Source organism: Flavobacterium sp. CG_23.5 (genome assembly GCF_017875765.1).
In the GTDB taxonomy this organism is placed as follows: domain Bacteria; phylum Bacteroidota; class Bacteroidia; order Flavobacteriales; family Flavobacteriaceae; genus Flavobacterium.
In genome coordinates this window covers 2,057,731-2,083,150 of the sequence record NZ_JAGGNA010000001.1, presented here as the reverse complement: position 1 = coordinate 2,083,150, position 25,420 = coordinate 2,057,731, and the positions used below count along the sequence as shown (strand labels likewise).

The 25,420-nt window shown below is 34.6% G+C and carries 19 protein-coding genes; 14 read left to right on the top strand and 5 right to left on the bottom strand.

The features are described from left to right. Positions 1-122 precede the first annotated feature (122 nt). Positions 123-2,021, top strand: coding sequence for an amidophosphoribosyltransferase (locus tag H4V97_RS08925; protein ID WP_209549510.1), 1,899 nt, complete (start codon positions 123-125; stop codon positions 2,019-2,021). Between the two features lie 309 nt (positions 2,022-2,330). Here the strand turns inward: H4V97_RS08925 and H4V97_RS08920 are convergent, their stop codons facing one another. Next, entirely contained in the window at positions 2,331-2,939 is a 609-nt protein-coding gene (locus H4V97_RS08920) for a superoxide dismutase (protein ID WP_209549509.1), read from the bottom strand. 369 nt (positions 2,940-3,308) lie between these two features. Next, a complete protein-coding gene (locus H4V97_RS08915; RefSeq protein WP_209549508.1) occupies positions 3,309-3,992 on the bottom strand; it encodes a ComF family protein in 684 nt (227 codons plus the stop codon). 96 nt (positions 3,993-4,088) lie between these two features. Here H4V97_RS08915 and H4V97_RS08910 point away from each other — a divergent pair, with 96 nt between their 5' ends. The 5 genes from H4V97_RS08910 to H4V97_RS08890 all read left to right on the top strand — a co-directional run bounded on the left by H4V97_RS08910 (position 4,089) and on the right by H4V97_RS08890 (position 10,104). Then, positions 4,089-5,630: a glycine--tRNA ligase gene (locus H4V97_RS08910; protein WP_196848792.1), complete on the top strand. Its 1,542-nt coding sequence runs from the start codon at positions 4,089-4,091 to the stop codon at positions 5,628-5,630. A 377-nt stretch (positions 5,631-6,007) separates the two neighbouring features. Then, entirely contained in the window at positions 6,008-6,820 is an 813-nt protein-coding gene (locus tag H4V97_RS08905; protein ID WP_196848793.1) for a LytR/AlgR family response regulator transcription factor, read from the top strand. Positions 6,821-6,996: 176 nt separating this feature from the next. Next, entirely contained in the window at positions 6,997-7,242 is a 246-nt protein-coding gene (locus tag H4V97_RS08900; protein ID WP_196848794.1) for a hypothetical protein, read from the top strand. 109 nt (positions 7,243-7,351) lie between these two features. After that, entirely contained in the window at positions 7,352-9,406 is a 2,055-nt protein-coding gene (locus H4V97_RS08895; RefSeq protein ID WP_196848795.1) for a tetratricopeptide repeat-containing sensor histidine kinase, read from the top strand. A gap of 29 nt (positions 9,407-9,435) precedes the next feature. Beyond that, positions 9,436-10,104 carry a response regulator gene (locus H4V97_RS08890; protein ID WP_245345220.1) on the top strand — a complete coding sequence of 223 codons (669 nt, stop codon included), beginning with the start codon at positions 9,436-9,438 and terminating at the stop codon, positions 10,102-10,104. Positions 10,105-10,176: 72 nt separating this feature from the next. Here the strand turns inward: H4V97_RS08890 and thiL are convergent, their stop codons facing one another. Further along, complete coding sequence (thiL, locus tag H4V97_RS08885) at positions 10,177-11,226, bottom strand: thiamine-phosphate kinase (RefSeq protein WP_196849013.1); 1,050 nt, start codon at positions 11,224-11,226, stop codon at positions 10,177-10,179. 149 nt (positions 11,227-11,375) lie between these two features. Here thiL and H4V97_RS08880 point away from each other — a divergent pair, with 149 nt between their 5' ends. Together H4V97_RS08880 and H4V97_RS08875 are read left to right on the top strand one after the other, a co-directional pair. Continuing rightward, complete coding sequence (locus H4V97_RS08880) at positions 11,376-12,308, top strand: 1-phosphofructokinase family hexose kinase (protein ID WP_209549506.1); 933 nt, start codon at positions 11,376-11,378, stop codon at positions 12,306-12,308. Between the two features lie 281 nt (positions 12,309-12,589). Further along, a complete protein-coding gene (locus H4V97_RS08875; protein ID WP_209549505.1) occupies positions 12,590-13,291 on the top strand; it encodes a porin family protein in 702 nt (233 codons plus the stop codon). On the opposite strand, the gene H4V97_RS08870 is transcribed toward H4V97_RS08875, so the two are convergent. Next, the gene (locus H4V97_RS08870) at positions 13,286-13,684 is read right to left on the bottom strand and encodes a hypothetical protein (RefSeq protein WP_231385375.1); all 399 of its coding nucleotides are present in this window, start codon (positions 13,682-13,684) and stop codon (positions 13,286-13,288) included. The genes H4V97_RS08875 and H4V97_RS08870 overlap by 6 nt on opposite strands. A 458-nt stretch (positions 13,685-14,142) precedes the next feature. On the opposite strand from H4V97_RS08870, the gene H4V97_RS08865 reads away from it, so the two are divergent. From H4V97_RS08865 to H4V97_RS08840, 6 genes are all read left to right on the top strand, one after another. After that, on the top strand, positions 14,143-16,599 hold the full coding sequence (locus H4V97_RS08865; RefSeq protein ID WP_209549504.1) for a bifunctional UDP-N-acetylmuramoyl-tripeptide:D-alanyl-D-alanine ligase/alanine racemase: 2,457 nt from the start codon (positions 14,143-14,145) through the stop codon (positions 16,597-16,599). Positions 16,600-16,692: 93 nt separating this feature from the next. Continuing rightward, positions 16,693-17,106, top strand: coding sequence for a large conductance mechanosensitive channel protein MscL (mscL, locus tag H4V97_RS08860; RefSeq protein ID WP_196848801.1), 414 nt, complete (start codon positions 16,693-16,695; stop codon positions 17,104-17,106). 161 nt (positions 17,107-17,267) lie between these two features. Continuing rightward, positions 17,268-18,257 (top strand): aspartate-semialdehyde dehydrogenase, encoded by a 990-nt coding sequence (locus H4V97_RS08855; protein WP_209549503.1) that lies wholly within the window; start codon positions 17,268-17,270, stop codon positions 18,255-18,257. Between the two features lie 159 nt (positions 18,258-18,416). Beyond that, a complete protein-coding gene (locus tag H4V97_RS08850; protein ID WP_209549502.1) occupies positions 18,417-18,770 on the top strand; it encodes a hypothetical protein in 354 nt (117 codons plus the stop codon). A 128-nt stretch (positions 18,771-18,898) separates the two neighbouring features. Then, a complete protein-coding gene (locus H4V97_RS08845) occupies positions 18,899-21,118 on the top strand; it encodes a TonB-dependent receptor (RefSeq protein WP_209549501.1) in 2,220 nt (739 codons plus the stop codon). Positions 21,119-21,286: 168 nt separating this feature from the next. Further along, entirely contained in the window at positions 21,287-23,386 is a 2,100-nt protein-coding gene (locus H4V97_RS08840; RefSeq protein ID WP_410505221.1) for a prolyl oligopeptidase family serine peptidase, read from the top strand. Between the two features lie 298 nt (positions 23,387-23,684). On the opposite strand, the gene H4V97_RS08835 is transcribed toward H4V97_RS08840, so the two are convergent. Next, complete coding sequence (locus H4V97_RS08835) at positions 23,685-25,295, bottom strand: murein L,D-transpeptidase (RefSeq protein ID WP_209549499.1); 1,611 nt, start codon at positions 25,293-25,295, stop codon at positions 23,685-23,687. Positions 25,296-25,420 lie beyond the last annotated feature (125 nt).

Here is a 25,420-nt window from a genome sequence, read left to right as displayed (position 1 = left end):
AAACGGGGTTTTTTTGTTTAAAAAACAGCAAGTAATTGCAACTGGTTTAATTATTGTTACCAAGATAAATCAGTTAAATAAATTTTTTTTTAGAATAACACAACAACACAAACAACTTTACAATGAGCGACGCTTTACAACACGAATGTGGAATAGCATTAGTTAGACTACTCAAACCGCTTGAATTTTACAAAGAAAAATACGGAACTGCTTTCTACGGAATACAAAAAATGTATCTCCTTATGGAAAAGCAACACAATCGTGGACAAGATGGTGCAGGTTTCGCCAGCATTAAATTAGACATGGAGCCTGGAGAACGTTATATAAGTAGAGTGCGTTCGAATCATGCGCAACCTATTCAAGATGTTTTTGCACAAATAAATGACAGAATAAATGAAGAAATGGCTGCTCATCCTGAATATGCAGATGATGTGGCACTTCAAAAAGAAAATATCCCTTACATCGGAGAATTGTTTTTGGGACATGTTCGTTACGGGACTTTTGGTAAAAACAGTATTGAAAGTGTTCATCCTTTTTTACGTCAGAACAACTGGATGCACCGTAACCTGATTTTGGCGGGTAACTTTAACATGACTAATGTAAAAGAACTTTTTCAAAGTTTAGTGGAATTAGGACAGCATCCAAAAGAAATGGCAGATACTGTTACCGTAATGGAAAAAATTGGTCACTTTCTTGACGACGCAGTAACTGATTTGTACCAAGAATGTAAAAATGAAGGATTGACCAAAAGAGAAGCGTCACCAATAATTGCAGAGCGATTAGATGTGGCGAAAATTTTGACCCGTGCTTCAAAAAATTTAGATGGAGGTTATGCTATGGCGGGACTTTTGGGTCATGGCGACTCCTTTGTGTTTAGAGATCCAGCAGGAATACGCCCCGCTTATTTTTATCAAGATGATGAAATTGTTGTAGTGGCTTCTGAAAGACCAGTTATACAAACCGTATTCAATGTTCCTTTTGAAGAAGTACATGAAATTGAGCCTGGAAATGCGTTAATTATCAAGAAAAACGGAAAGGTCTCCATGCAGGAAATTCTTCCTCCAACGGTTAAAAAAGCATGTTCATTTGAACGTATTTATTTTTCCAGAGGAAGTGATGCCGAAATATATCAGGAAAGAAAAACATTAGGAAGACTTATTTTACCGGCTGTATTAAAGTCAATTGACGAAGATACGGACAATACAGTGTTTTCTTATATTCCAAATACTGCCGAAACCTCGTTCTACGGATTGGTTGAAGCAGCTCAGGATTTCTTGAACCAAAGAAAGAATAATTACATTCTTGAAAACAGGAATTCATTGACTAAGGATTCTTTACAAGAATTACTGTCCGTAAAAATCCGTACGGAGAAAGTTGCGATTAAAGATGCAAAACTGAGAACGTTTATTACAGAAGATAGCAGTCGCGATGATTTAGTGGCTCACGTATATGATGTTACTTATGGTGTGATAAAACCAACGGATAACTTGGTGATTATCGACGATAGTATTGTACGTGGAACTACCCTTAAAATGAGTATTATTAAAATGATGGATCGTTTGAATCCAAAAAGAATAGTAATCGTTTCATCGGCACCGCAAATACGCTATCCAGATTGTTATGGAATTGATATGGCTAAACTGGAAGGTTTAGTTGCATTTAAGGCAGCATTAGAATTACTTAAAGAAAGAAACTTATATCACATCGTTGATGAAGTGTATTTAAAATGCAAATCTCAGGAAAACTATAAAGACCATGAAGTGGTAAATTACGTTACTGCTATTTATGAGCCATTTCATCCACAGGAAGTTTCAGATAAAATTGCTGAAATGTTGAGCTCTCCAGAAATAAATGCAGAAGTTAAAATAATTTTCCAAACCGTTGAAGATTTGCATATAGCTTGTCCAAAAAACTTAGGGGATTGGTATTTTACTGGTGACTATCCTACACCGGGTGGTAACCGTGTAGTGAATCGTGCGTTTATGAATTTTTATGAAGGAAAAGATGTCAGAGCTTACTGATAAACAGTTGTATTTCAGTAATTAAACGTTTTTATAGGTTATTCATCTAATTTATTTGTATAGAACATATTACTACCCTAAATTTACTCCACCATACAACATTAGTAGGTTAAGTTTATGGTAGATTTGGGGCAAAAAGGGTGGGAGAAATTCCACCTTTTTTATTGCAAAAAATCTAAAATATAAAAAAACCGTCAATTTCTAATTTTGAAATTGACGGTTTTTTATTAAAGTACAATAGGGGAGAAAAAAGACTAATATTTTTTCTTTAGGCTAATATGCTAATTCCCCCTTTCGGAGTTAGGCGGCTTATTTCTCTAAAGCGAATCGTCTAGCTACTTCAGTCCAGTTAATAACATTGAAAAAAGCTTCAATGTAGTCAGGTCTTCTGTTTTGATAATGCAAGTAATATGCATGTTCCCAAACATCCATTCCTAAAATTGGAGTTCCGCCACAACCTACACCTGGCATTAATGGATTGTCTTGGTTAGGAGTACCGCAAACATCTACTTTTCCTCCTTTGTGAACACAAAGCCAAGCCCAACCAGAACCAAATTGAGTTGCTCCAGCTTTACTGAAACTTGCTTTAAACTCTTCAAAAGTTCCAAAAGCAGCTTCAATTGCAGCTAGTAAATCGCCAGTTGGCAATCCACCACCGTTTGGTGTCATAACAGTCCAAAATAAGCTGTGATTGTAAAATCCACCGCCATTATTACGAACAGGCATGTTTTTCATATCAAGATTAATCAAGATATTTTCAATGGTCTTGCCTTCCATATCTGTTCCGGCAATTGCTGCATTAACATTAGTAATGTAAGCGTTATGATGTTTCGTGTGATGAATTTCCATCGTGCGCGCATCAATATAAGGTTCTAATGCGTCATACGCATAAGGTAATTGTGGTAATTCAAAAGCCATAATATGTTTGTTTTAAATTAATTTATAATAATATTTATTCAAATTTAGACATTAAACTTTGGAAACGGAAATTCTATTTCGTTATAATTTCATTAAATTAATTGATAGTGTGCTCTTTTTAATACAATATGTAATGATAAAAGGTTTGTTTTTAGGAGCATCTTCCTGCTTTCCAATGCAATCTTTCTAGTCCTGAACTTATTTCAGGATCTTGAAACAAGTTCAGGACTAGAAAGGATTTCCACTTCAAACGAAATTCACTGAACACCTATGAGAATAAAAGTTACGTGAAGTAATCAGGGCTAAAAATGACAGTGTTTTAAATTGCCGTTCTGTTTTAAATACAGTTTCACAATCGAAATTTCCACATTATGATTGAGCCATTGCCATACAAACAATGCTGATTTTTGCTCCCGGAATTTTTAGCAAAGCACGGGCGCATGCTTCAAGCGTGGCTCCGGTGGTGATGACATCATCGATTAAAAGGAAATGTTTGTTGTGATTTTTATCTGTAAAGGAAACATCAAAAATAGTTTCGATTCCTTCCGTTCTTCCTAAAAGGGTTTTCTTGGATTGGGTTTTTGAATACACATTCCGAATCAGAAGAGACTTATTGTAATCTAAATTTAAACTAGCGGAAAGCGCAGTTCCAAAAGCGGTTACTTGATTGTAGCCTCTTTCTTTTAATTTTTTTGGATGCAAGGGTACGGGAATAATTTCATCGACAGATTTTAATACATCAATCTTTTTTAAATCTTCGGCATACCATTCACCCAAAATAGTTCCTATTTCCTCATGTCCTTTGTATTTTAAATTATGGATTAGCTCTTGGACAATTCCTTTTTTATGAAAATAAAATAATGCTGAGGTGTGAAGAACAGGAATTCTTCCATAGAATTTCTTGAACGCTTCATTTTCTGGATTCAAATGATGATTCGTCAACGGAATATCGTGTCTGCAAACCGTACAAATCACATTTTCATTGGTTAACAAAAACGAATTACATCCGGAACAAACCGTTGGAAAAAAGAGATTTATAATGCTTTTGAACATAAAAAAAGTGATTTATTTATAAAAATAGACAAATCACTGCTTCATTAGTCAATTATTTTCTTTTTTTAAGTTCACTTTTTATATTTTTGCAGTATTATGGCAAAACAAGAAGATTTATTTAAGAATGTAATTTCGCATGCAAAAGAGTACGGATTTATTTTTCCGTCTAGCGAAATATACGATGGTTTAAGTGCAGTGTATGATTATGCACAAAACGGAGTGGAATTAAAAAAGAACATTCGCGAATATTGGTGGAAGGCGATGGTTCAAATGAACGATAATATCGTAGGACTTGACGCGTCAATATTGATGCACCCAACGACTTGGAAAGCATCAGGCCACGTAGATGCATTCAACGATCCATTGATTGACAACAAAGATTCAAAAAAAAGATATAGAGCCGATGTTTTGATTGAAGATTATGCCGAAAAGCTAAATCAAAAAGCAATCAAAGAAATAGAAAAAGCAAGAACTCGTTTTGGTGATGCGTTCAACGAACAGGAATTTGTAACTACAAATGCCAGAGTTGTTGAGTATAAAGCTAAAGAAAGAGAAATTCTAGAAAGAATGGCTCGTTCGCTTGGTAACGAAGATCTTGAAGATGTAAAAGCATTAATCGAAGAACTGGAAATTGCCGACCCAGAAACCGGTTCTAGAAACTGGACCGAAGTGCGTCAATTTAACTTGATGTTTGGTACAAAATTAGGAGCGTCAGCAGATTCAGCAATGGATTTATATTTACGACCAGAAACTGCTCAAGGTATTTTTGTGAATTTCTTAAATGTACAAAAATCAGGTCGAATGAAAGTTCCTTTTGGAATTGCTCAAACCGGAAAAGCCTTTAGAAACGAGATTGTGGCAAGACAATTTATATTTCGTATGCGTGAATTTGAACAAATGGAAATGCAATTCTTTGTACGTCCAGGCGATGAAATGAAATGGTACGAACATTGGAAAGCGGCTAGGTTGAACTGGCATTTGTCTCTAGGTTTAGGAAAGGAAAATTACCGTTTTCACGATCATGAAAAATTAGCGCATTATGCAAATGCAGCGGCAGATATTGAATTTAATTTTCCATTTGGATTTAAAGAATTGGAAGGAATTCACTCTCGTACTGATTTTGATTTGAAAGCACACGAACAGTTTTCAGGTAGAAAATTACAATATTTTGATGGGGAATTGAATCAGAATTATGTTCCTTATGTGGTGGAAACTTCAGTAGGATTGGACAGAATGTTCTTGGCTGTTTTTGCAACTTCATTAAAAGAAGAAACATTGGAAGACGGATCTACAAGAACAGTATTGAAATTACCTTCTGTATTAGCTCCAACAAAAGCAGCTATTTTACCATTAGTAAAAAAAGATGGATTACCTGAAATTGCACATAAAATCGTAGATGATTTGAGGTGGGATTTCAATGTAGCCTATGATGAAAAAGATGCTGTAGGAAGACGTTATAGAAGACAAGATGCGCTGGGAACACCCTTTTGTATCACGGTCGATCATCAAACGATAGAGGACCAAACGGTAACGATTCGTCATAGAGATACGATGAAACAAGATCGTGTAAAAATCGCCGATTTGAAATCAATCATTGAGAATGAAGTTTCGATGAAAAACTGGTTAATGAAAATGTAATTACATTTTAGTTTATAGTAGAAAAGCTTTCCGTTTTGGAAAGCTTTTTTTAGTTTAACAAAAAAAATATTTTTTAATCCCGAAATACGAAATGTATTTAATTCGGAGTTTCTTTTACAACAGGAATTTATGTATTTTATCGGATTTATTTGCACTTCATCCTAATGTATTAACATTTGTTTAAAACATATTAACAAGACCTATTGAAAAATGGTTAAATGCTTATTTTTAGAAAGTTAAACAAGAATATTGAGGTAAAAAGTTTCTTTTTTCGCTTAATTGATTTACCCAAACTACTCATATTAATTTAATAATTTGAAGTATATTTTACTTTGGACCTTCGATAAAATGCCTAATCATATCAGGAAAAACAATTGATGAATTATTCGTACATTATTATTGACGATAATCAAGAAAGTGTTTTGAATACGAAAGCCGTTGCTGATGGCTTTTCGGAGCTTATCTTTGTGGCAGAAGCAAATAATTATACAGCTGGACTTAATCTTATATTAGAACATCAGCCGGATTTAATTTTTCTCGAAATTGACTCAGCCAAAAAAGAGAGCAATTTATCGCTAAATCTTATCAATGAATTACATAGGTATTTACAAGTAATTCCAAAAATCATTATTACGACTAGTAAGAAAGATTTAGCTTTCGAAGCAATACAATATGGAGTAACAGATTATCTGCTAAAGCCATTGATGAAAATCGACTTTATAAAATTGATTCTGAAATTGAATAAATCTGAGATTCAATCTCAAACAACAACAGAGCAATCAATTATACTAGATGAAATACCTACTAATTTACCACAGCAGAAACCTACAAGTGAGGAAAAGCCATTAATCCTATGTGTGAAATCCTACGGTGATTATAGATATATTGATGCCAAAGATATTTGTTATCTTCAAGCAGATAATAATTCAACTGACATTCATCTGAATAATGGTGAAATGATTACGGCTTTCAAAACATTGAAACATTTTGAAGGGATTCTGTCCGCTCCTTTTATTAGAATCCATAACAGTTATATCGTAAACCGAAATTACATTTCCAGAATCCATACCGGCAATACAGTATGTTATATTAAAAACACGACAGTTAAACTTCCTTTTTCTAAATCCTATAAGTCTAATATTGATCTTATTATCTCCGAATTCAATAATGGAAATTATCTTGAAATTTAAAAAATAGTCATCTACCCTAGTTTGATATTCATCCACTATCATTTGAGTACATTCTACCATAAACCTTTTTTTTTGTAGGAAAAATTAAGAATACCTATGTAGTTTTACTAAAGAATTTCTTGCTAAAGGAATCCTAAAAAAAGTAAAATCATATAAAAACATAAAAAACTCAAATCATGAAAAAATCAATCGTAACAATCGGATTATTCTCTTTAGTAATGATCTTAACTTCATTTACCACGTCAAAAACAGATAATATTATAAATGGTGATGCTAATGTAAATATCATTGGAGGAACTGGGACTTCACAAGGCAATGTGAAAGTAGATATTGTTGGAGGAACTGGGACTTCACAAGGCAATATGAAATTAGATATTATCGGAGGAACTGGGACATCACAAGGTAATGTGAAAGTGGACTAATAATTTTAAGTAAACTTTTCGAATAATATTAGGGCTATCAATTTTTGATAGCTTTTTTTTATGTTAATAGGTATATTTTGCTATTTTTGATAAATCTAATTAGCAACTATTGAAAAATAAATACTACATACCTCTATTATTATTGTTTCTGTTGTTTCTTTTTTTTGCATGTTTCAAAAAAAATGAAGGGAGCATTCTTGTTATTTCATCTAAAGATAGCCTTTCAACCTATTTTTCATTGGCAAATGATTTCAGTTTACCTCGCGAAAAAAGGCAAGTATTTACTCATAAAGCGTTTGATATAGTTGTAGATCAGGAAAATGATTCACTCAACCGAGTAAATATGTTTAAAGTTGCCAATCGGTATTATAACATAAACGATTGGAAAGACTTTAATAAAACAGTTCACCTTGTTTTAGACAAGTCAGAAAATGCTAAGGATACTATAAATATAATAAAAGCCTATACCTATTTGGGAGATTATTATGTATCTCAATCGGTTTCAGACAGTGCTTTCTTGTTTTATTATAAAGCGGAAAAGATGTATGTTAAATTGGGAGATAATTTTAATGTAGGTAAAACACTGATTAATAAAGCTACCCTACAGTATATGGCGGGGGATTTTTTAGGGAGTGAAAAAGCGGTTTTCATCGTATTGCGAATAATTAAAAATGAGAAGCAAGCCAATAATATTTTATACGATGCGTATAATCTTCTGGGGATAATATACGGTGAGCTTGGGGAATATGAAAACGCGATTGCGTATCATAATAAAGCATTAGCTATTAGTGATGATGAAATAATACCTAAGGAATTCCAGTCTAGAGCCACTTCTTATAATAATATCGGATTTCTTTATCTCAATTTTCACAAGTACTTGCTCGCAAAAAATTATTTTAAAAAAGGATTGGAACAAAACAACCTAGCTATTGAAAAACCAACCATTTATGCGATGTTGTTGGATAATTTGGCCTATTCTAAATTTAAATTAAAAGAAACTGAAGGCTTGCCGCAACTATTTTACCAGTCGTTGAAACTGAGAGATAGTTTAAAATTAACTTCTGGAATATTTATCAATAAAATCCATTTATCAGAATATTTTGCTTCAAAAAGCGATACTGTCAAGGCGATTAAATATTCTAAACAAGCACTTCTCCTAGCTAGAAATACTAGTGTTTCTAGAGATGTTTTGGTTGCATTGAATCAATTGGCAATTATTGAACCCAAAAAGGAAGCGATTTATAGTAAAGAATATATTCGTATCAATGAAGAGTTGCAAAAGGCAGAACGAAAAATGGGAGATAAATTCTCTAGGATCGAGTATGAGACAGATGTAATAAAAGATGAAAATACAGACTTGGCGGCTAAAAACCGGAATTTGTTATTTGGTTTTAGTGCATTTGCATTAGTGGGGCTGTTTTTATACATAATCAAGGCTCAAAAAACTAAAAACAGAGAATTGGTATTCAAACAAGAACAGCAAAAGGTGAATGAGGAAATCTATAATCTGATGATTTCGCAGCAAAACACCATAGAAACCAATAGAGTTAAAGAGAAGAAACGTGTTGCCCAGGAGTTGCATGATGGCGTGTTGGGACGAATGTTTGGCATTAGGATGAACTTAGATAGTTTAAATAAAATTGATGATGAAACTGCAATTCAAAGAAGAAATAATTATCTGTCGGAATTAAAAAATATAGAACAGGATATTCGTGAAATTTCGCATGATTTGAATAGAGAGAAATCGGAATTAATTAATAACTTCGTTGCGATTGTAGATAATTTACTTGAAGATCAAAAAAAGACATTCAAACCCAAATTGATAGCGGTCATTGATCGGAAAATAAAATGGGAGTTATTGAGCAATTCCAGTAAAATAAATTTATATCGAATTATTCAAGAATCACTTCAAAATATCAACAAGTATGCTGAAGCAAATACCATTAAAGTGGAACTCAAAAAAATGGATGGCGATTTATTTTTAACCATAAGTGATGATGGAAAGGGATTCGATATAAATAAAATGAAAAAAGGAATTGGATTGCAAAACATACAATCTCGTACCATAGAATGCAATGGAACGGTTGATATACAATCAAAAAAAGGAAACGGAACAATTATTACGATTGCAGTTCCATTTGAAAACACACAAATACTTACATAGAAATGACAATTGCCTCAAATGCAAAGACAATGATTAAAAATAATATACTGATTGTTGATGATCATCCTTTTATTATTGAAGGGTATAAAAATGCGATTACAAGATATAATCCAAAAGAATTTGAATTTTTTATTAGTCAGGCCAAAGATTGTGAATCGGCATATAATATTGTTACAAACCCAGATTCAACAATTTTTGACATTGCTTTTTTAGATATAAGTATGCCGCCGTACGAAGAAAAAGGGATTTATAACGGAGAGGATTTAGCTAAATTGATTTCTGAATACATGCCCAGTTGCAAAATTATTTTGCTTACGATGTATACTGAATTGTTGAAAATTAAAACCATTATCAAAACCATCAACCCAAGTGGTTTGGTAATAAAAAATGATTTGACATTTGACGAATTACTTTTTGCTTTTGATAAAGTTATAAAAGGCAAAACCTATTATAGCGAATCAGTTGTAAAAATGCTGAACTTGTCTGAAGAAGATACTATCGAAATTGACCAATTTGACAAACAAATTTTGTTTCATTTATCAAAAGGAACCAAGATGAATGATATTCCGCAATATATCCCAATATCTTTAGGTGCAATTGAAAGAAGAAAAATAAACTTAAAAGAATTGTTAAAAGTAGAAGAAGGTAGCGACATTGAATTAGTTCGAGAAGCTAAAAGCAGAGGGTTACTTTTTTAATGCTTTTTAAATTCAATAAACAAAAAAAACGACATTTTCTCAAATGTCGTTTTTTTTGTTTATTTAAAATTTTTATTCTTCTCGGATAGCATCCCATCCGCGTGCTTTTAAAGCAATTCGAGTATTAGCTCTAGTCACTAAATGAATTCCTTCACTTTCTTGTGTCATGTGACCAATAATGGTAAAATTTGGATTTCCTTTTATTTTTTCAAAATCTTCCATGGCAATAGTGAAAAGTAATTCATAATCTTCACCACCGTTTATTGCTACCGTTGTGCTATCAATATTGAATTCTTCGCATACGTTTATAAACTGCGGATCGATTGGCAATTTATCTTCATATAAATTACAACCCACTTTTGACTGTTTGCACAAATGCATAATTTCAGATGATAATCCGTCCGAAATGTCAATCATTGAAGTTGGTTTTATTTCTAAGGCATGTAACAGAGTACGTACATCTTTTCGTGCTTCGGGTTTTAATTGTCGTTCTATAAGATAGGTGTAAGCGTCTAAATCAGGCTGTGAATTTGGATTCACCTGAAATACTTGTTTCTCGCGTTCCAAAACCTGTAAACCCATATACGCAGCACCAAGATCACCTGTTACGACTAATAAATCAGTTTGTTTTGCACCATTTCTATAAATGATTTCTTCTTCATTAGCCTCGCCAATAGCGGTAATACTGATGATTAATCCTTTTTGTGATGAGGTAGTATCACCACCAATAACGTCTACTTTATATTCATTGGCAGCATGCGTAATTCCTGCAAATAATTCGTCTAAAGCTTCTAATGGAAAACGATTAGAAACGGCCACTGAAACCGTAATTTGTGTCGCTTTAGCATTCATCGCACAAATATCAGAGATATTTACAACGACTGCTTTATACCCTAAATGTTTTAACGGCATATAAGCCAAATCAAAATGTACGCCTTCAATCAATAAATCGGTAGAGACTACTACTTTCTTGTCTTTAAAATCCAAAACAGCAGCATCATCACCAATTCCTTTTATAGTGGAAGGCTGGTTGATTTCAAAGTTTTTTGTCAAATGGTCTATCAATCCAAATTCTCCTAATTGTGCGATACTCGTGCGTTGTGGGGTTTTATCTTCGATCATGATTGTTGCGAGGAACGAAGCAATCGCTTCATTCATTTATGTTAATTTACAAAAGTTTTCAGGCTGCAAATATACAAAGAAATTTTCGCCTTGAATTGCATCAATTTTCGCCGTTTTTTTCGCATCTTTAAGTTATTAAATTTATAAAAATGAAACCATTTGATATAGTTACCATAACGGTTAATCCGGCTTTGGACAAAAGCACTCATTTTAAAGGTCTGGTAGCCGAGCAGAAAATTCGATGCGAAGAACCACTATACGATGCCGGTGGCGGAGGAATCAATGTGTCAAAAGCAATTTCTCGATTAGGAGGGACTTCCTTGGCTGTATTTACTTCTGGTGGACCAATGGGCACAATGCTGAAAGAGCTGGTAAATAAAGAATCAATAGAATATAAAGCTATAGAAATTCAGGATTGGACAAGAGAAAGTTTCGTTGCTGTTGATGACAATACCAATTCTCAGTATCGTTTTAGTTTTCCGGGACCAACAATTACCGCTGCTGAAAAAGGCAAAATAATTCAAACTATTCAAGAACTAAAACCTAAATTTTTGGTTGTAAGCGGGGGTTTGAACAAAGATTTATCGGTTGATTTTTATCAAAAAATTGCAGAGACAGCAAAAGAATCTGATGTAAAAGTGATTGTGGATACTTCTGGAGAAGCCTTAAAAAAGGTTTTGGAAGTGGGTGTTTACTTAATCAAACCCAATGTGGGCGAACTGGCAAAACTCATTGGTGTAGAAAGATTGGAACTGGAAGAAGTAAATGCCGCAGCCAAGCAAATTATCTCAAATGGCGGAGCCGAAATTGTGGTGGTTTCGCTCGGTCCACAGGGAGCGGTTTTAGTCACAAAAGACTCTTACGAATTTGTCCCTGCTCCTCATGTAGCCAAAAAAAGTACCGTTGGTGCGGGTGACAGTATGGTGGGAGGAATGGTTTGGGCGCTATCGCAGAATAAAAGTCTGAAAGAAGTAATCCGTTGGGGAGTGGCATGTGGATCAGCGGCTACGATGAATGAAGGAACCCAATTGTTTAAACGAGAAGATGCACAACGATTGTTTGATTGGTTGAAAAATAAATAAATAAATATAATTCAGATGTAGAGATGACTGCAGTGCATCTCTACAATCGTGCATCCCTACAATCGTGCATCTTCACGATACCGAAAAAATGTAAAACCTGACGATTTTTAAATCCTCAGGTTTTCTCTATATTTTTTAAAAAGATTTGTTTCTAATCCATAATTTATGTTGGCTCCTACAAAATTTGATAGTGAAAGGCCTTAGAAAACCACCAATATCTTATATTTGTATCATCAAAAAGGAAAATAATAAGAATAAATCATTTTAAAAACTAAAACTGTATGCGATTATTTCTAAGTTGTTTTCTTTTTCTTTCCATTTCCAATGTTTTTTCACAAGAAAAGACCGCTGTTGAGAGTGATTCAAAAGTAAAAATCGATTCATTATATAGAGAAGATCAATTTTATTTTGGATTTACATATAATACGTTAACAAATAAACCTGCTGATTTGTCTCAAAGCAAATTGTCAACTGGATTTTCAGGGGGCTTCGTAAGAGACATGCCTATAAACAAAAATAGAACGGTTGCAATAGCTTCTGGAATTGGTTTTGCGTATAACAATTACAATCAAAATCTAGCCATTTATAAATCAGATCAGGCGCCAACCTATTCGATTATTGATTCCGAAACAAGTTACAATAAAAATAAATTTTCCCAGATTTTAGTGGAGGTACCTCTAGAGTTTAGATGGCGGACTTCGACTTATGAAAGCCATAAGTTTTGGAGAATTTATGGAGGGTTGAAATTCAGTTATGTGATTCATGACCGATCTATTTTTCAAGATGCGCAAGGTAAAATCATAGTTACAAGCAATAAGGATTTCAATAAACTTCTTTATGGGGCGTATATTGCGACGGGTTATAATACTATTAATGTGTATGCTTATTATGGTTTAAATTCCTTATTTAAATCGGCGAAAATAGACGGGGAACCGATTGTTTTGAAGTCATTGAATATTGGACTTATTTTCTATATTCTATAACCACAAAAAAAGGATAAGCAACTGCGGAATGCTTCCTAGAAAAAAACCTATAATTAATTCTTTAGTCGTGTGCGCTTTCATTTCTATACGTGAAGAAGCTACAATTCCATTTATAAGGATTAAAAAGGCAATGACAAAAGTATTTTGAATTTGAAAATGCAAACTCAGTGCAATAACAAATACGGTCAAACCGCTTATTGCCATCATGTGAAGACTGGCTTTTATATTTGTAAATAAAAATAAAAGTGCCAGAATAGTAGTAAGCAATGCTCCCAAAAAGAAGAAATGCAGCTCAGGATACCTATCGATAGTAATGCTTTTTCGAACCAATAAAATGATAAGAAAACATTGAAGAATCAGTGGTAGTTTGCGTTGTGATACTTCAGCAATCATGATGGAATCAATTTTACCGAGAGCTCTTAAGACCAAAAAAAACAGTACGGGGATGCATGTGGTAATAATCGAGACTTGAAAAAAAATGAATAGCTTTTCTTCAGTTGCAAAATTGGATGTATTTAAAAAAAGATAAAACACGGTGGCCATCGCCGGAATAAATATCGGATGAAAAATATAAGAAAATAATGGAAGTATTTTTTTCAAAAGTTCTATTGTTGATTGTCACTAACAAATATAGAGATTTTTGCAAAAGTGTTGTTGTAAATTCAATTAGTTGTATTTTTTTTAACGGTGACTTTTAACGGGGTTTTATTTTGCTTTTTTTTAAATGGAAGGGGAAATTAATTGTGATGTTACAAGGGCTTCATTATAAAAAGAAGTGTTATTTTTGATGAAGTCTTATTACAGCAGTTTACATAAATTCTTAAAATTGGCGTCATTCGCTCTCAAAATTAATGATTCTAAAAATCCAAAATATAATTCCGCAAATTCAGGCCGTATTTGTAGATAATAATGCTGATGCAACGATAGATGCCGTTTCTATAGACAGTCGCTCCTTGCAAAATGGGTCGCAGACGTTGTTTTTCGCCTTGGTTGGACCCAATAACGATGCGCATTTGTATATTAAAAACTTAATTTTAAAAGGCGTACAAAACTTCGTGGTTGCCCATATTCCGGATGATTGTGCCGGCAACGCTAATTTTCTGGTTGTTGAAAACACATTGTTAGCCTTGCAACAATTTGCGAAGTATTATCGCGGTCTTTTCGATTTTCCTGTTATTGGATTGACGGGAAGCAATGGTAAAACTATTGTAAAGGAATGGCTCAATTTTCTGCTAAGTCCGGATTATAATATCATTCGAAGTCCTAAAAGTTACAACTCACAAGTGGGTGTTCCCTTATCCGTACTTGGGATTAATGAGCAGCATAATCTCGGTATTTTTGAAGCAGGTATTTCTACTTTTTATGAGATGGGAAAACTGGAAAAAATCATCAAGCCAACGATCGGAATCTTAACAAATATCGGTTCTGCACATGATGAAGGTTTTGAAAATTTGGAACAAAAAATAACAGAGAAACTCATTCTTTTCAAGGATTCTGAAGTGGTTATTTATCAGAAAAACGAAATGGTAGATCCACATTTCGCGGATTTTAAAAACGGAAATAAAGTAACTTTCACTTGGAGTTTAAAAGAGGAGAGTGCCGATGTTTTTATCACAAAAAGATCTATTTTGGATAAAACAATTTTAGATATCCGTCAAGAGAAAGAAAATTTCGAAATAAAAATCCCTTTTCAAGACGAAGCTTCTATTGAAAATGCGATTTCGTGCTTGATGGTTTTGTTGTATTTTGAATATGATCAAATAACGATTCAAAATCGAATGGAATTATTATATCCAGTTGAAATGCGTTTGAAAGTCAAGAACGGAATCAACAATTGCAGTATTATTGACGACAGTTACAGTTCCGATTTCCAATCACTGAAAATAGCCTTGGATTTTCTCGAAAGCCAGAAGCAATACCAAAAGAAAACAGTGATTTTATCTGATATTTTCCAAAGTGGTTTTTCTAATGCCGAACTATATTCAAAAGTTGCAGAATTAATTATTTCCAATAAAATTAGTCGAGTAATCGGGATTGGTGAAACTATTTCTGAATTCAAAAATAAATTCACCAACTGTTTAACTTTCAAAAATACAGCAGATTTTATTGCTAATTTTGACGATTTAATTTTCAATAATGAAACCATTTTAATAAAAGGGGCAAGAACTTTTCAATTTGAAGAGATTGTGGCTCTATTAGAAGAGAAAACGCATGAAACGGTTCTTGAAATTAATCTGAATTCAATCAGTCATAATTTAAATTTCTTTAAATCGAAGTTGAAACCAACAACCAAAATGATGGTAATGGTTAAGGCTTTTGGATATGGTAATGGAGGATTTGAAATTGCCAAATTATTGGAACATCACAAAGTGGATTATTTGGGTGTGGCTTTCGCCGATGAAGGGATTTCATTGAAAAATCTGGGAATTCATTTGCCAATTATGGTGCTGAATCCTGAAAACACCAGTTTTCCTGCCATTATTCAACATCAATTAGAACCAGAAATTTATAGCTTGAAGGGACTTCGCGCTTTTCTTAAGATCGCGGAACAAAAGGAATTAAAACATTTTCCTATCCATATCAAACTCGATACGGGAATGCATCGTTTGGGTTTTGAAGCCAATACTATTGACGACTTGATAGCTACATTAAAGGGAAATCAAACCATTCAGGTTAAAAGTATTTTGTCGCACATGGCCACAAGTGACGATTTAGAACATAAGGATTTCGCACAATCACAAATTGATTTATTCGAGAAATTGTCTTCAAAACTGATGAGCGAATTACAAATAAAACCCATTCGCCATATATTAAACACTTCGGGAATTAGTAATTATCCGGATTCGCAATATGATATGGTGCGCCTTGGAATAGGTCTTTACGGAGTTTCAAATGATAACGAAGAGCAAAAACAACTGGAGAATGTAGGGACATTAAAATCTATTATTTCTCAAATCAGAACCATTCCTGCCGGAGATAGTGTTGGTTATGGCAGAAGATTTATGGCAGAGAAACCAACAAAAATTGCTACAATTCCTATAGGTTATGCTGACGGGATTTCCAGAGGTTGGGGGAATGGAGTGGGTTTTGTAACAATTAAAAATAGTAAAGCAACTATTTTAGGTAGCGTTTGCATGGATATGCTAATGGTGGATGTCAACGGAATTGATTGCAAAGAAGGAGATGCTGTGATTATTTTTGGCGAAAGCCCAACCGTAAATGAGATTGCGCAAAAACTAAATACTATTCCTTATGAAATTCTTACAAGTATATCTCAGCGGGTAAAACGTGTGTTTTATCGGGAATAATTTTTTTTGTAATAAAAAGAAGTTTGTTATGTTAAAATTTTAACTATGTTCGTTACTTAAAAAAAAGAGATTTTAACCTAAAACTAAGCAATTATGGGATTTTTCAGTGATTTTAAAACATCTTTAATGAAAGGTGATGTGTTGAGTTTAGCGACTGCCGTAGTTATTGGTGCTGCTTTTGGTAAAATTATCGCTTCTGCTGTGGATGATGTTATTATGCCAATAATTGGATTGATAACTGGAGGTATCGATTTTACCCAAAAATTTATTGCGCTCAACGGTAACAGGTATGAGACTTTGGCTGAAGCAAAAAAAGCAGGTGCAGCGGTTATTACTTACGGTAATTTAGTCCAAGCTATCATCAATTTTGTTATTATTGCTTTTTTCATTTTCATTATTTTAAGAGCTGCCGAAAAAGCCAAAAAGAAAGAAGAAGTGGTTGTGGTACCTGCCGGACCAACTGAAGTAGAATTACTTATACAAATTAGAGACTTGTTACAAAAATAAGAGCACAACACTTATGTTCCGTTAAACCATCCGCCACAGCTGATGGTTTTTTGCTTTGTTATAATTATAACATTTTGTTATTTTTTGTGAAGACTCTTGTATTGATTTGAATATTACTTACTTTTGTAGTTCAAAATAAGATTCAATAATAAATATATACTATGAGAATAGCAGTTGTAGGCGCTACTGGAATGGTTGGCGAAGTAATGTTAAAAGTATTGGCAGAAAGAAATTTTCCTGTAACAGAATTAATTCCTGTTGCTTCTGAGAAATCAGTGGGAAAACAAATCGAATTTAAAGGGAAGAGTTATACCGTTGTAGGAATGCAAACCGCAGTAGATATGAAAGCCGATATTGCTTTATTCTCAGCTGGTGGTGACACTTCATTGGAATGGGCTCCAAAATTTGCAGCAGCAGGAACTACAGTTATCGATAATTCATCGGCTTGGAGAATGGATCCAACCAAAAAATTAATTGTTCCTGAAATCAATGCAGGCGAATTAACAAAAGAAGATAAAATTATTGCTAATCCTAACTGTTCGACTATTCAAATGGTTTTGGTTTTGGCACCTTTGCATAAAAAATACAATATCAAACGTGTGATTGTTTCTACGTATCAATCCATCACTGGAACAGGCGTGAAAGCAGTACAACAATTGGAAAATGAATATGCAGGAATTCAAGGTGAAATGGCTTACAAATACCCAATTCATAGAAATGCAATTCCACAATGTGATTCTTTTGAAGATAACGGGTACACCAAAGAAGAGATGAAATTGGTTCGTGAAACTCAAAAAATTCTTGGCGATAAAACGATTGCTGTTACGGCAACTGCTGTTCGTGTGCCCATTGTTGGTGGACACAGTGAAGCGGTAAATGTTGAGTTTACTAAAGATTTTGAAGTGTCTGAAGTTCAGAACATTTTACATCATACTGATGGAGTTGTGGTTCAGGATAACAATGATACCTATACGTATCCAATGCCAATGTATGCGCAAGGAAAAGATGATGTTTTTGTAGGCAGAATCCGTCGTGACGAAAGCCAACCAAATACTTTGAACATGTGGATAGTAGCCGATAATTTAAGAAAAGGAGCGGCGACCAATACGATTCAAATCGCAGAATACCTTAGGGCCGCTAAATTGGTTTAACCTAAATTAAATTTTGACGCAGTAGAGATGCACTGAAGTGCGTTTCTACATCGGCAGTGCATCTCTAAATATTATATAAAAACTACAACGTATCATGTTGTAGTTTTTTTTGTTTTTAAATAGGCGTAACATTTTTTTGTTTTCTTACCTTTGCGAAGTATGAAAAAAAAGCAGGGCATAATTAATCTTACTTTGGTAGTTGCAGTATTGTTTTCAATGCTGTTTCAATCGGTTCATAGTTATACCCATTTGGTAAAGCAGTTTTCCGAAAAAAGATGCCACCATACTTACAATGTTACCAATTCTGAGATAACGCATCAGCATCATAATTTTGATAACTGTTCTATTTGTCAATTTACTTTTGGTAGTTATATTTCTCCAAATGAATTCTCGTACCAATTAAATTCTTCCTATAAAGAAATACCTTATTTCTTTACTGCAAAGACGGCTTTTGTTTCTTTCTCGGGAAGTTTATATTCCCTTCGCGGGCCTCCTGTAAATAGTTTAAGCTGAATTTATTTCAGCTTCTTTTGAATTTATTTCAGCAGGTATCATTTCTATTTTTTTTACTAAATAATTCCGGTCTCAGCCCTTTCTCCTTTATGAGTTCGCTGAGAAGAAGAACAATACAATAATTTTCAATGAAAAAATTTATTATAACCCTATTCTTGGGGTTTTCAGTTATGCTTCAAGCACAGAATTCGGTATCAGGAACCGTGACTGATTTAAAAAATCAGCCTATTAAAGGCGTTTCGGTTTATGCAACAGAATTACACAAAGGAGCCATAACAGATGAAAACGGAAAATATAACATGTCCAATCTTCCAAATGGAAGCATAAAACTTACTTTCAATTTCGTTGGTTTTGGAATCCAAAACAAAACGATAAATAATGCACAAAAAGAGAATACGCTGGATGTAATTCTGGAAGAAACCATATTCCAGATGGATGAGGTGATTGTTTCCACCGCTTTCAATAAATTACAATCGCAAAACGTGATGAAAGTTGAACATCAAAGTATGAAAGAGTTACAACGAAAAGGAACTGCTACTTTAATCGAAGGATTGGCGACTATTCCAGGAGTTTCGCAAGTTTCTACGGGAACTTCTATCGGTAAACCCGTTATTCGTGGTTTGAGCGGGAATCGTGTTTTGGTCTATTCGCAAGGTGTTAGAATGGAAAACCAACAGTTTGGCGACGAACATGGCTTAGGACTAAACGACGCAGGAATAGAAAGTGTTGAGGTGATAAAAGGCCCTGCTTCTTTACTTTATGGCTCCGATGCTTTGGGTGGAGTTTTGTATTTTAATCCAGAGAAATTTGCCGAAGCCAATACATTCAAAGCTAATTTCAGTCAGAAACTTTTTTCGAATACGCTAGGAAGTAATTCTTCTTTGGGATTGAAAACATCAACCGAAAATTGGAAATTCATGACCCGTGGGAGTTACAATACCCATTCCGATTATAGCATTGCCGATGGTGATCGAGTGACAAATACTCGTTACAGTGAAGCAGATTTCAAAACGGGAATTGGTTATAGCAATGCTAAATTTTCAACAGTATTGCGTTACAATTACAACAAATTAGATTTAGGAATTCCAGAGAACGGTCCCGAAGCTTCGACAGGAGAACAATCTACAAGCAAAAAAACGGGTTTTCCTAAACAAGGTGTTTTTAATCATTTATTGAGTTTAAATAATATCTTCTTTTTCCAAAATTCAAAACTGGATGTCGATTTGGGTTATGTTGCCAATGACCGATCTGAGTTCACAGATAGTGATGTAGCCAGTTTGCATATGAAATTGAAAACCTTCAATTACGATGCAAAATACCATTTGCCAAAAATAGGCAAAGTAGAATCTATCGTAGGAATTCAGGGGATGCACCAAACCAACACCAATTCAGGTGAGGAATATTTGATTCCGGATGCTGAAACCAATGATTTTGGTGTTTTTGGAACTGCTAATTATGAGTGGGAATCTAATGTGTTACAAGGAGGATTGCGTTTCGATAACAGACAAATCACCACGCAAGAACACGGAACTGCCGGAGAAGAAGGCTACTTTAAAGCCATTGATAAAACCTACGATAGTTTTAATGCTTCCCTGGGTTACAAAACCAATTTAGCCGAAGATTTGACTTTGCGATTGAATATGGCTTCTGGTTTTAGATCACCGAATCTGGCCGAATTAACATCCAATGGAGTTCATGAAGGAACCAATCGCTATGAAATTGGTAACAGCGATTTGAAAACCGAGCAAAACGTACAAACGGATATCAATTTAGAATATAAAAACAGTCATTTTGAGTTTTTTGCCAATGGATTTTACAATCATATCAACAATTATATCTATACCTCGCCAGCAGGAATAGTAATTGCTGGAAACGATGTTTTCGATTATATTCAGAATAATGCTAAACTGTATGGTGGTGAAATTGGATTGCATTTTCATCCGCACCCTTTAGACTGGTTGCATTTTGAAACAAGTTTTGAAACGGTTACCGGTAAGAAAAAAAATGGTGATTATTTGCCGTTAATTCCTGCCAACAATTGGAGCAATACCATTCGAACTGAATTTAAAATCAAAAATTGGTTGGAAGACGGTTTTGCGACCTTTAATGTTTCTTCTACTTTCAATCAAAATAATGTCAGTGGTTTTGAAACAAAATCAAATGGATATTCATTAGTGAATTTAGGTTTTGGAGGGAAAATAAAATTGGGTAAAACTTCTTTTGATGTTAATCTCAACGGAAACAATTTATTAGACAAAAGCTATATCGCGCATCTTTCAAGATTAAAAAGAGACGGCATTCCTAACATAGGAAGAAACGTCGTTTTGGGCGTAAATTTTAATTTGTAGAATGAGTTTCTAATTTCAAACTCTTTTACTTTTACATAAAAAAAACGTTATTCGAAAGAGTAACGTTTTTGGTTTTTTAGCGACTTGTCTTCAATGGGAATGAAAACTATTTTCCTATTTTTGTTATAACTAACTAAACCACATAGAATGAAAAAAACTTTTTTAATAATGGCTGTATCTGCCACATTCGCAAGTTTTGGTCAAAACCAAAAAATAAATACAATGAAGTATCCACATACCAATAAAGGCGAAACGGTTGACGTCTATTTTGATACCAAAGTTGCGGATCCGTATCGCTGGCTCGAAGACGATAAATCTGCTGAGACGGGTGATTGGGTAAAAACGCAAAACAAGGTTACTTATGACTATTTAGCTAAAATCCCGTTTCGTGATGCATTGAAAGCAAGATTGGAAAAACTATGGAATTACGAGAAGATAGGAGCGCCTTTCATTGAAGGGAATTATACGTACTACTACAAAAATAATGGTTTACAAAACCAATCGGTGTTGTATAGAAAAGACTTTAAAGGAAAAGAGACGGTTTTTCTAGATCCAAATACTTTTTCTAAGGACGGAACTACTTCACTGGGAGGATTGGATTTCTCAAGAGATGGTTCCAAAGTCGCGTATGCCATTTCAGAGGGCGGAAGCGACTGGAGAAAAGTGATTATCATGGATGCCATCACTCAAAAAATAATAGAAGATACCATTGTCGATGTAAAATTCAGCGGGGTTTCTTGGCACGGGAATAAAGGATTTTACTATTCCAGTTATGACAAACCAAAAGGAAGTGAATTGTCGGCTAAAACGGACCAACACAAACTGTATTTTCACAAACTTGGAACGGCGCAAAAAGAAGATCAAATCATCTTTGGCGCAGACCAAAAAAGAAGATATGTTGGTGGAAGTGTGACAGAAGACGATCATTATTTGGTCATCAACGCTTCGACTTCAACCTATGGGAATGAATTGTATATCAAAGACCTGACAAAACCAAATAGCCCCATTATTACCATTGTCGATAATTTCAAAAGTGACAACAGTATAATTGACAACGAAGGCACTAAATTATTCATAGATACCGACTTAAATGCGCCCAATAAACGCATTGTTACGGTAGATGTCAGTAACCCAAAACCCGAAAACTGGAAAGACTTTATTGCAGAAACCGATAATGTTTTGACACCAACAACCGGCGGCGGTTATGTTTTTGCTAATTATATGAAAGATGCGGTTTCGGTGGTGAAACAATATGATTATTCAGGAAAAATGATTCGGGAGATACAGTTGCCGGATCTTGGAACTGCAGGCGGTTTTGGCGGAAAGAAAAAAGAAAAAATGCTCTATTATTCTTTTACCAATTATGTTAGCCCAGGAACTATTTATTCATTCGAACCAAAATCAGGAAAATCGGCCGTGTATGAAAAACCAAAAGTAGATTTTAAAACCGAAGATTATGTGTCGAAACAAGTGTTTTACACTTCCAAAGACGGAACCAAAATCCCGATGATGATTACCCATAAAAAAGGATTGAAACTCGATGGCAAAAACCCAACGATATTGTATGGATATGGCGGTTTCAACGTAAGCTTAACGCCAAGTTTCAGTATTGCCAATGCCGTTTGGATGGAAAACGGCGGCGTTTATGCCGTTCCTAATTTGCGTGGCGGAGGCGAATACGGAAAAAAATGGCATGATGCAGGCACCAAAATGCAAAAGCAAAATGTGTTTGATGATTTCATCGCAGCGGCTGAATATCTGATTGCTCAAAAGTACACATCCTCTAGTTTTCTTGCCATTCGTGGTGGTTCAAACGGCGGATTGTTAGTGGGAGCTACCATGACGCAACGCCCGGATTTAATGAAGGTAGCGTTACCCGCGGTGGGCGTTATGGATATGTTGCGCTACCACACCTTTACCTCGGGAGCGGGTTGGGCGTACGATTACGGAACATCACAGGATAGCAAGGAAATGTTTGCCTACATCAAGGGGTATTCTCCGGTGAATAATGTAAAACAAGGAACCCAATATCCGGCCACGATGGTCACAACGGGCGATCATGACGATAGAGTAGTGCCAGCACATAGTTTTAAATTTGCAGCCGAATTACAGGAAAAACAAACTGGACCAAATCCCACTTTAATTCGAATTGATATTAATGCGGGACATGGCGCGGGGAAAGCCGTGGCGGCAACCATTCAGGAAAACGTGGACATACAGGCATTTACCTTGTATAATATGGGCTTTACCGCGTTGCCAAAACTGTAGCAGTCATTGCGAGGAATAAATTAATTTGGAGCTATTTCCTGCTTTTTATTGCAATCTTTTTATCTCGTTTTGAGAACGAGATAAAAAGGATTTTCATTGCAATCAGGGCTAGGGTATCCGATTCAACAAGAACTATAATTTTCAAAAACGCCCATCGAGAGATTGGCGTTTTTTGTTTCTGATCATTTTGTTTTGACAAATCAAATTGAAAACCAAAAACTAACTTTATTAAATAGGAAAATAAAAGAAAAATCAGGTCAAAAAGTAGACGGAATTAACCTCTTGATTCTTACTAAAATTATTTTGTAAATATCAACGAGGCAAGTTGTTTGTCTCGATTGTAAACATCCTCATAGAAGTGAAGGATGCCGTCATCATCGACCCAAGCGGTAAAATAACCAATATAAACAGGAATCTTGTTTTTAAGGGGATACCAGGTTTCAACTCCGCTAGACATGGCTTCAGCAATCTTTTCAGGATTCCATGCCTTGTCGTCTTTCAAAATAAGATTGGCAAGTTCCACGGGTTTAGCCACTCGAATGCAGCCATGACTGAAGGCTCTTTTTTCTTCATCAAATAAATTCTTTGAAGGTGTGTCATGCAAATAAATGGCATTGTTGTTAGGGAATAAAAATTTTACCAATCCTAGGGAATTTTCGGGTCCGGGTCTTTGTCTGACACGGCCGTCGAACCATTCCATGTCATGTTTGACCATGTAATTAGGGTTTTTGGCAAGAGCGGGCAGGATTTCTTTTCTTAAAATACTGTTGGGCACATTCCAGTAGGGACTGAAAACGATGTATTTTATGTCGGCACTAAAAACTACCGTTTTATTCATGACCTTTCCAACGACTACATTAGAAACTAATTCCTTTTTCCCTTTACTAAAATAGGTCAATTGGTAGGCTGGAATGTTGATGAATATCAAACCTTTCAAGGAGGAAACGCAACTGCATAGCCATCGGCAACGTTCCATATTGACCATGATGGTTTTTATGCGTTCCTTCAATGGCACGTTCATTGCCGCGATGTGTTTTGGCAAAATCACTTTGTCAAGGTTGAAGGCAGTTCTTTTTTTGTATTTCAAAATCCCGGTCGCCAGTGCGTCATCATAAACGGCACTTTTAGAATCGCTTTGAATATCTTCCGTAAGATATAAGTGTTGTCTTATTTGTGCTATCGTTTTTGAAGAGTCTCCAAGTTTGAAGGACTTTACCTTTCGATCCACCTCTATGGGATTCCATTCCCCTTTTTGATCCATTTCACGATATTTTTTTAACTGTTCCCGAAGTCGGTAATACTGCCCGTAAACCTCGCTTTCGTCTTTGTAAATTAGGGAAGGCTTTGCCAAAATAGAACCAAGATAATCAACATACGATTGTTTTTTTCGAGGAAGATACCATCCCATCTCTTCAATTTTATCAGAATCTAATCCACGGTAAACTTTATCGGCATAAAAGAAATACAAAGAGGATAGGAGCAGTTCAGCATCTTCATTTGGGTTTTGACTCTCTCCCGAAGTTTGAAAAATAAGGTCTAGTTTATCTTTATACGGAACCACTGCGTCAATCCCTTCTCCCTCTAAATTATTTAACTTGTTGTATAAGAAATTCCCAACTTCGCTGATTCTGTTTTTATCATACCAAATGTAATTGTATTGATGTTTGCGATACAGCGTTATTACATCAGATTGATACTTTTTTAGTTCTGGATTCTTGATAAAAAAAGCCTGTACCAAAGTGCTGTCAAAAGGCAACATTTTTGGAACAATAACATCTTGTGAAATCACTGCTGATTTTAAAGTGGCCGTTTTTACGATTTCTTTTTTGTTGTTATTGTTTTTACAAAATATGGAAGTCAACAAAAACAGCAAGACGATAACCATAATGGGGAGGATTGACTTTTTCATGGCTACTTCTTTAAAGGACTTATAAATTTACAAAAATTAATGGTATTGACTAAACAACAAGACGTTAAGATGTTGATTACCAATGCTGTTTTATTGCTATAAGAAATGCATGAACAAAATCAAAG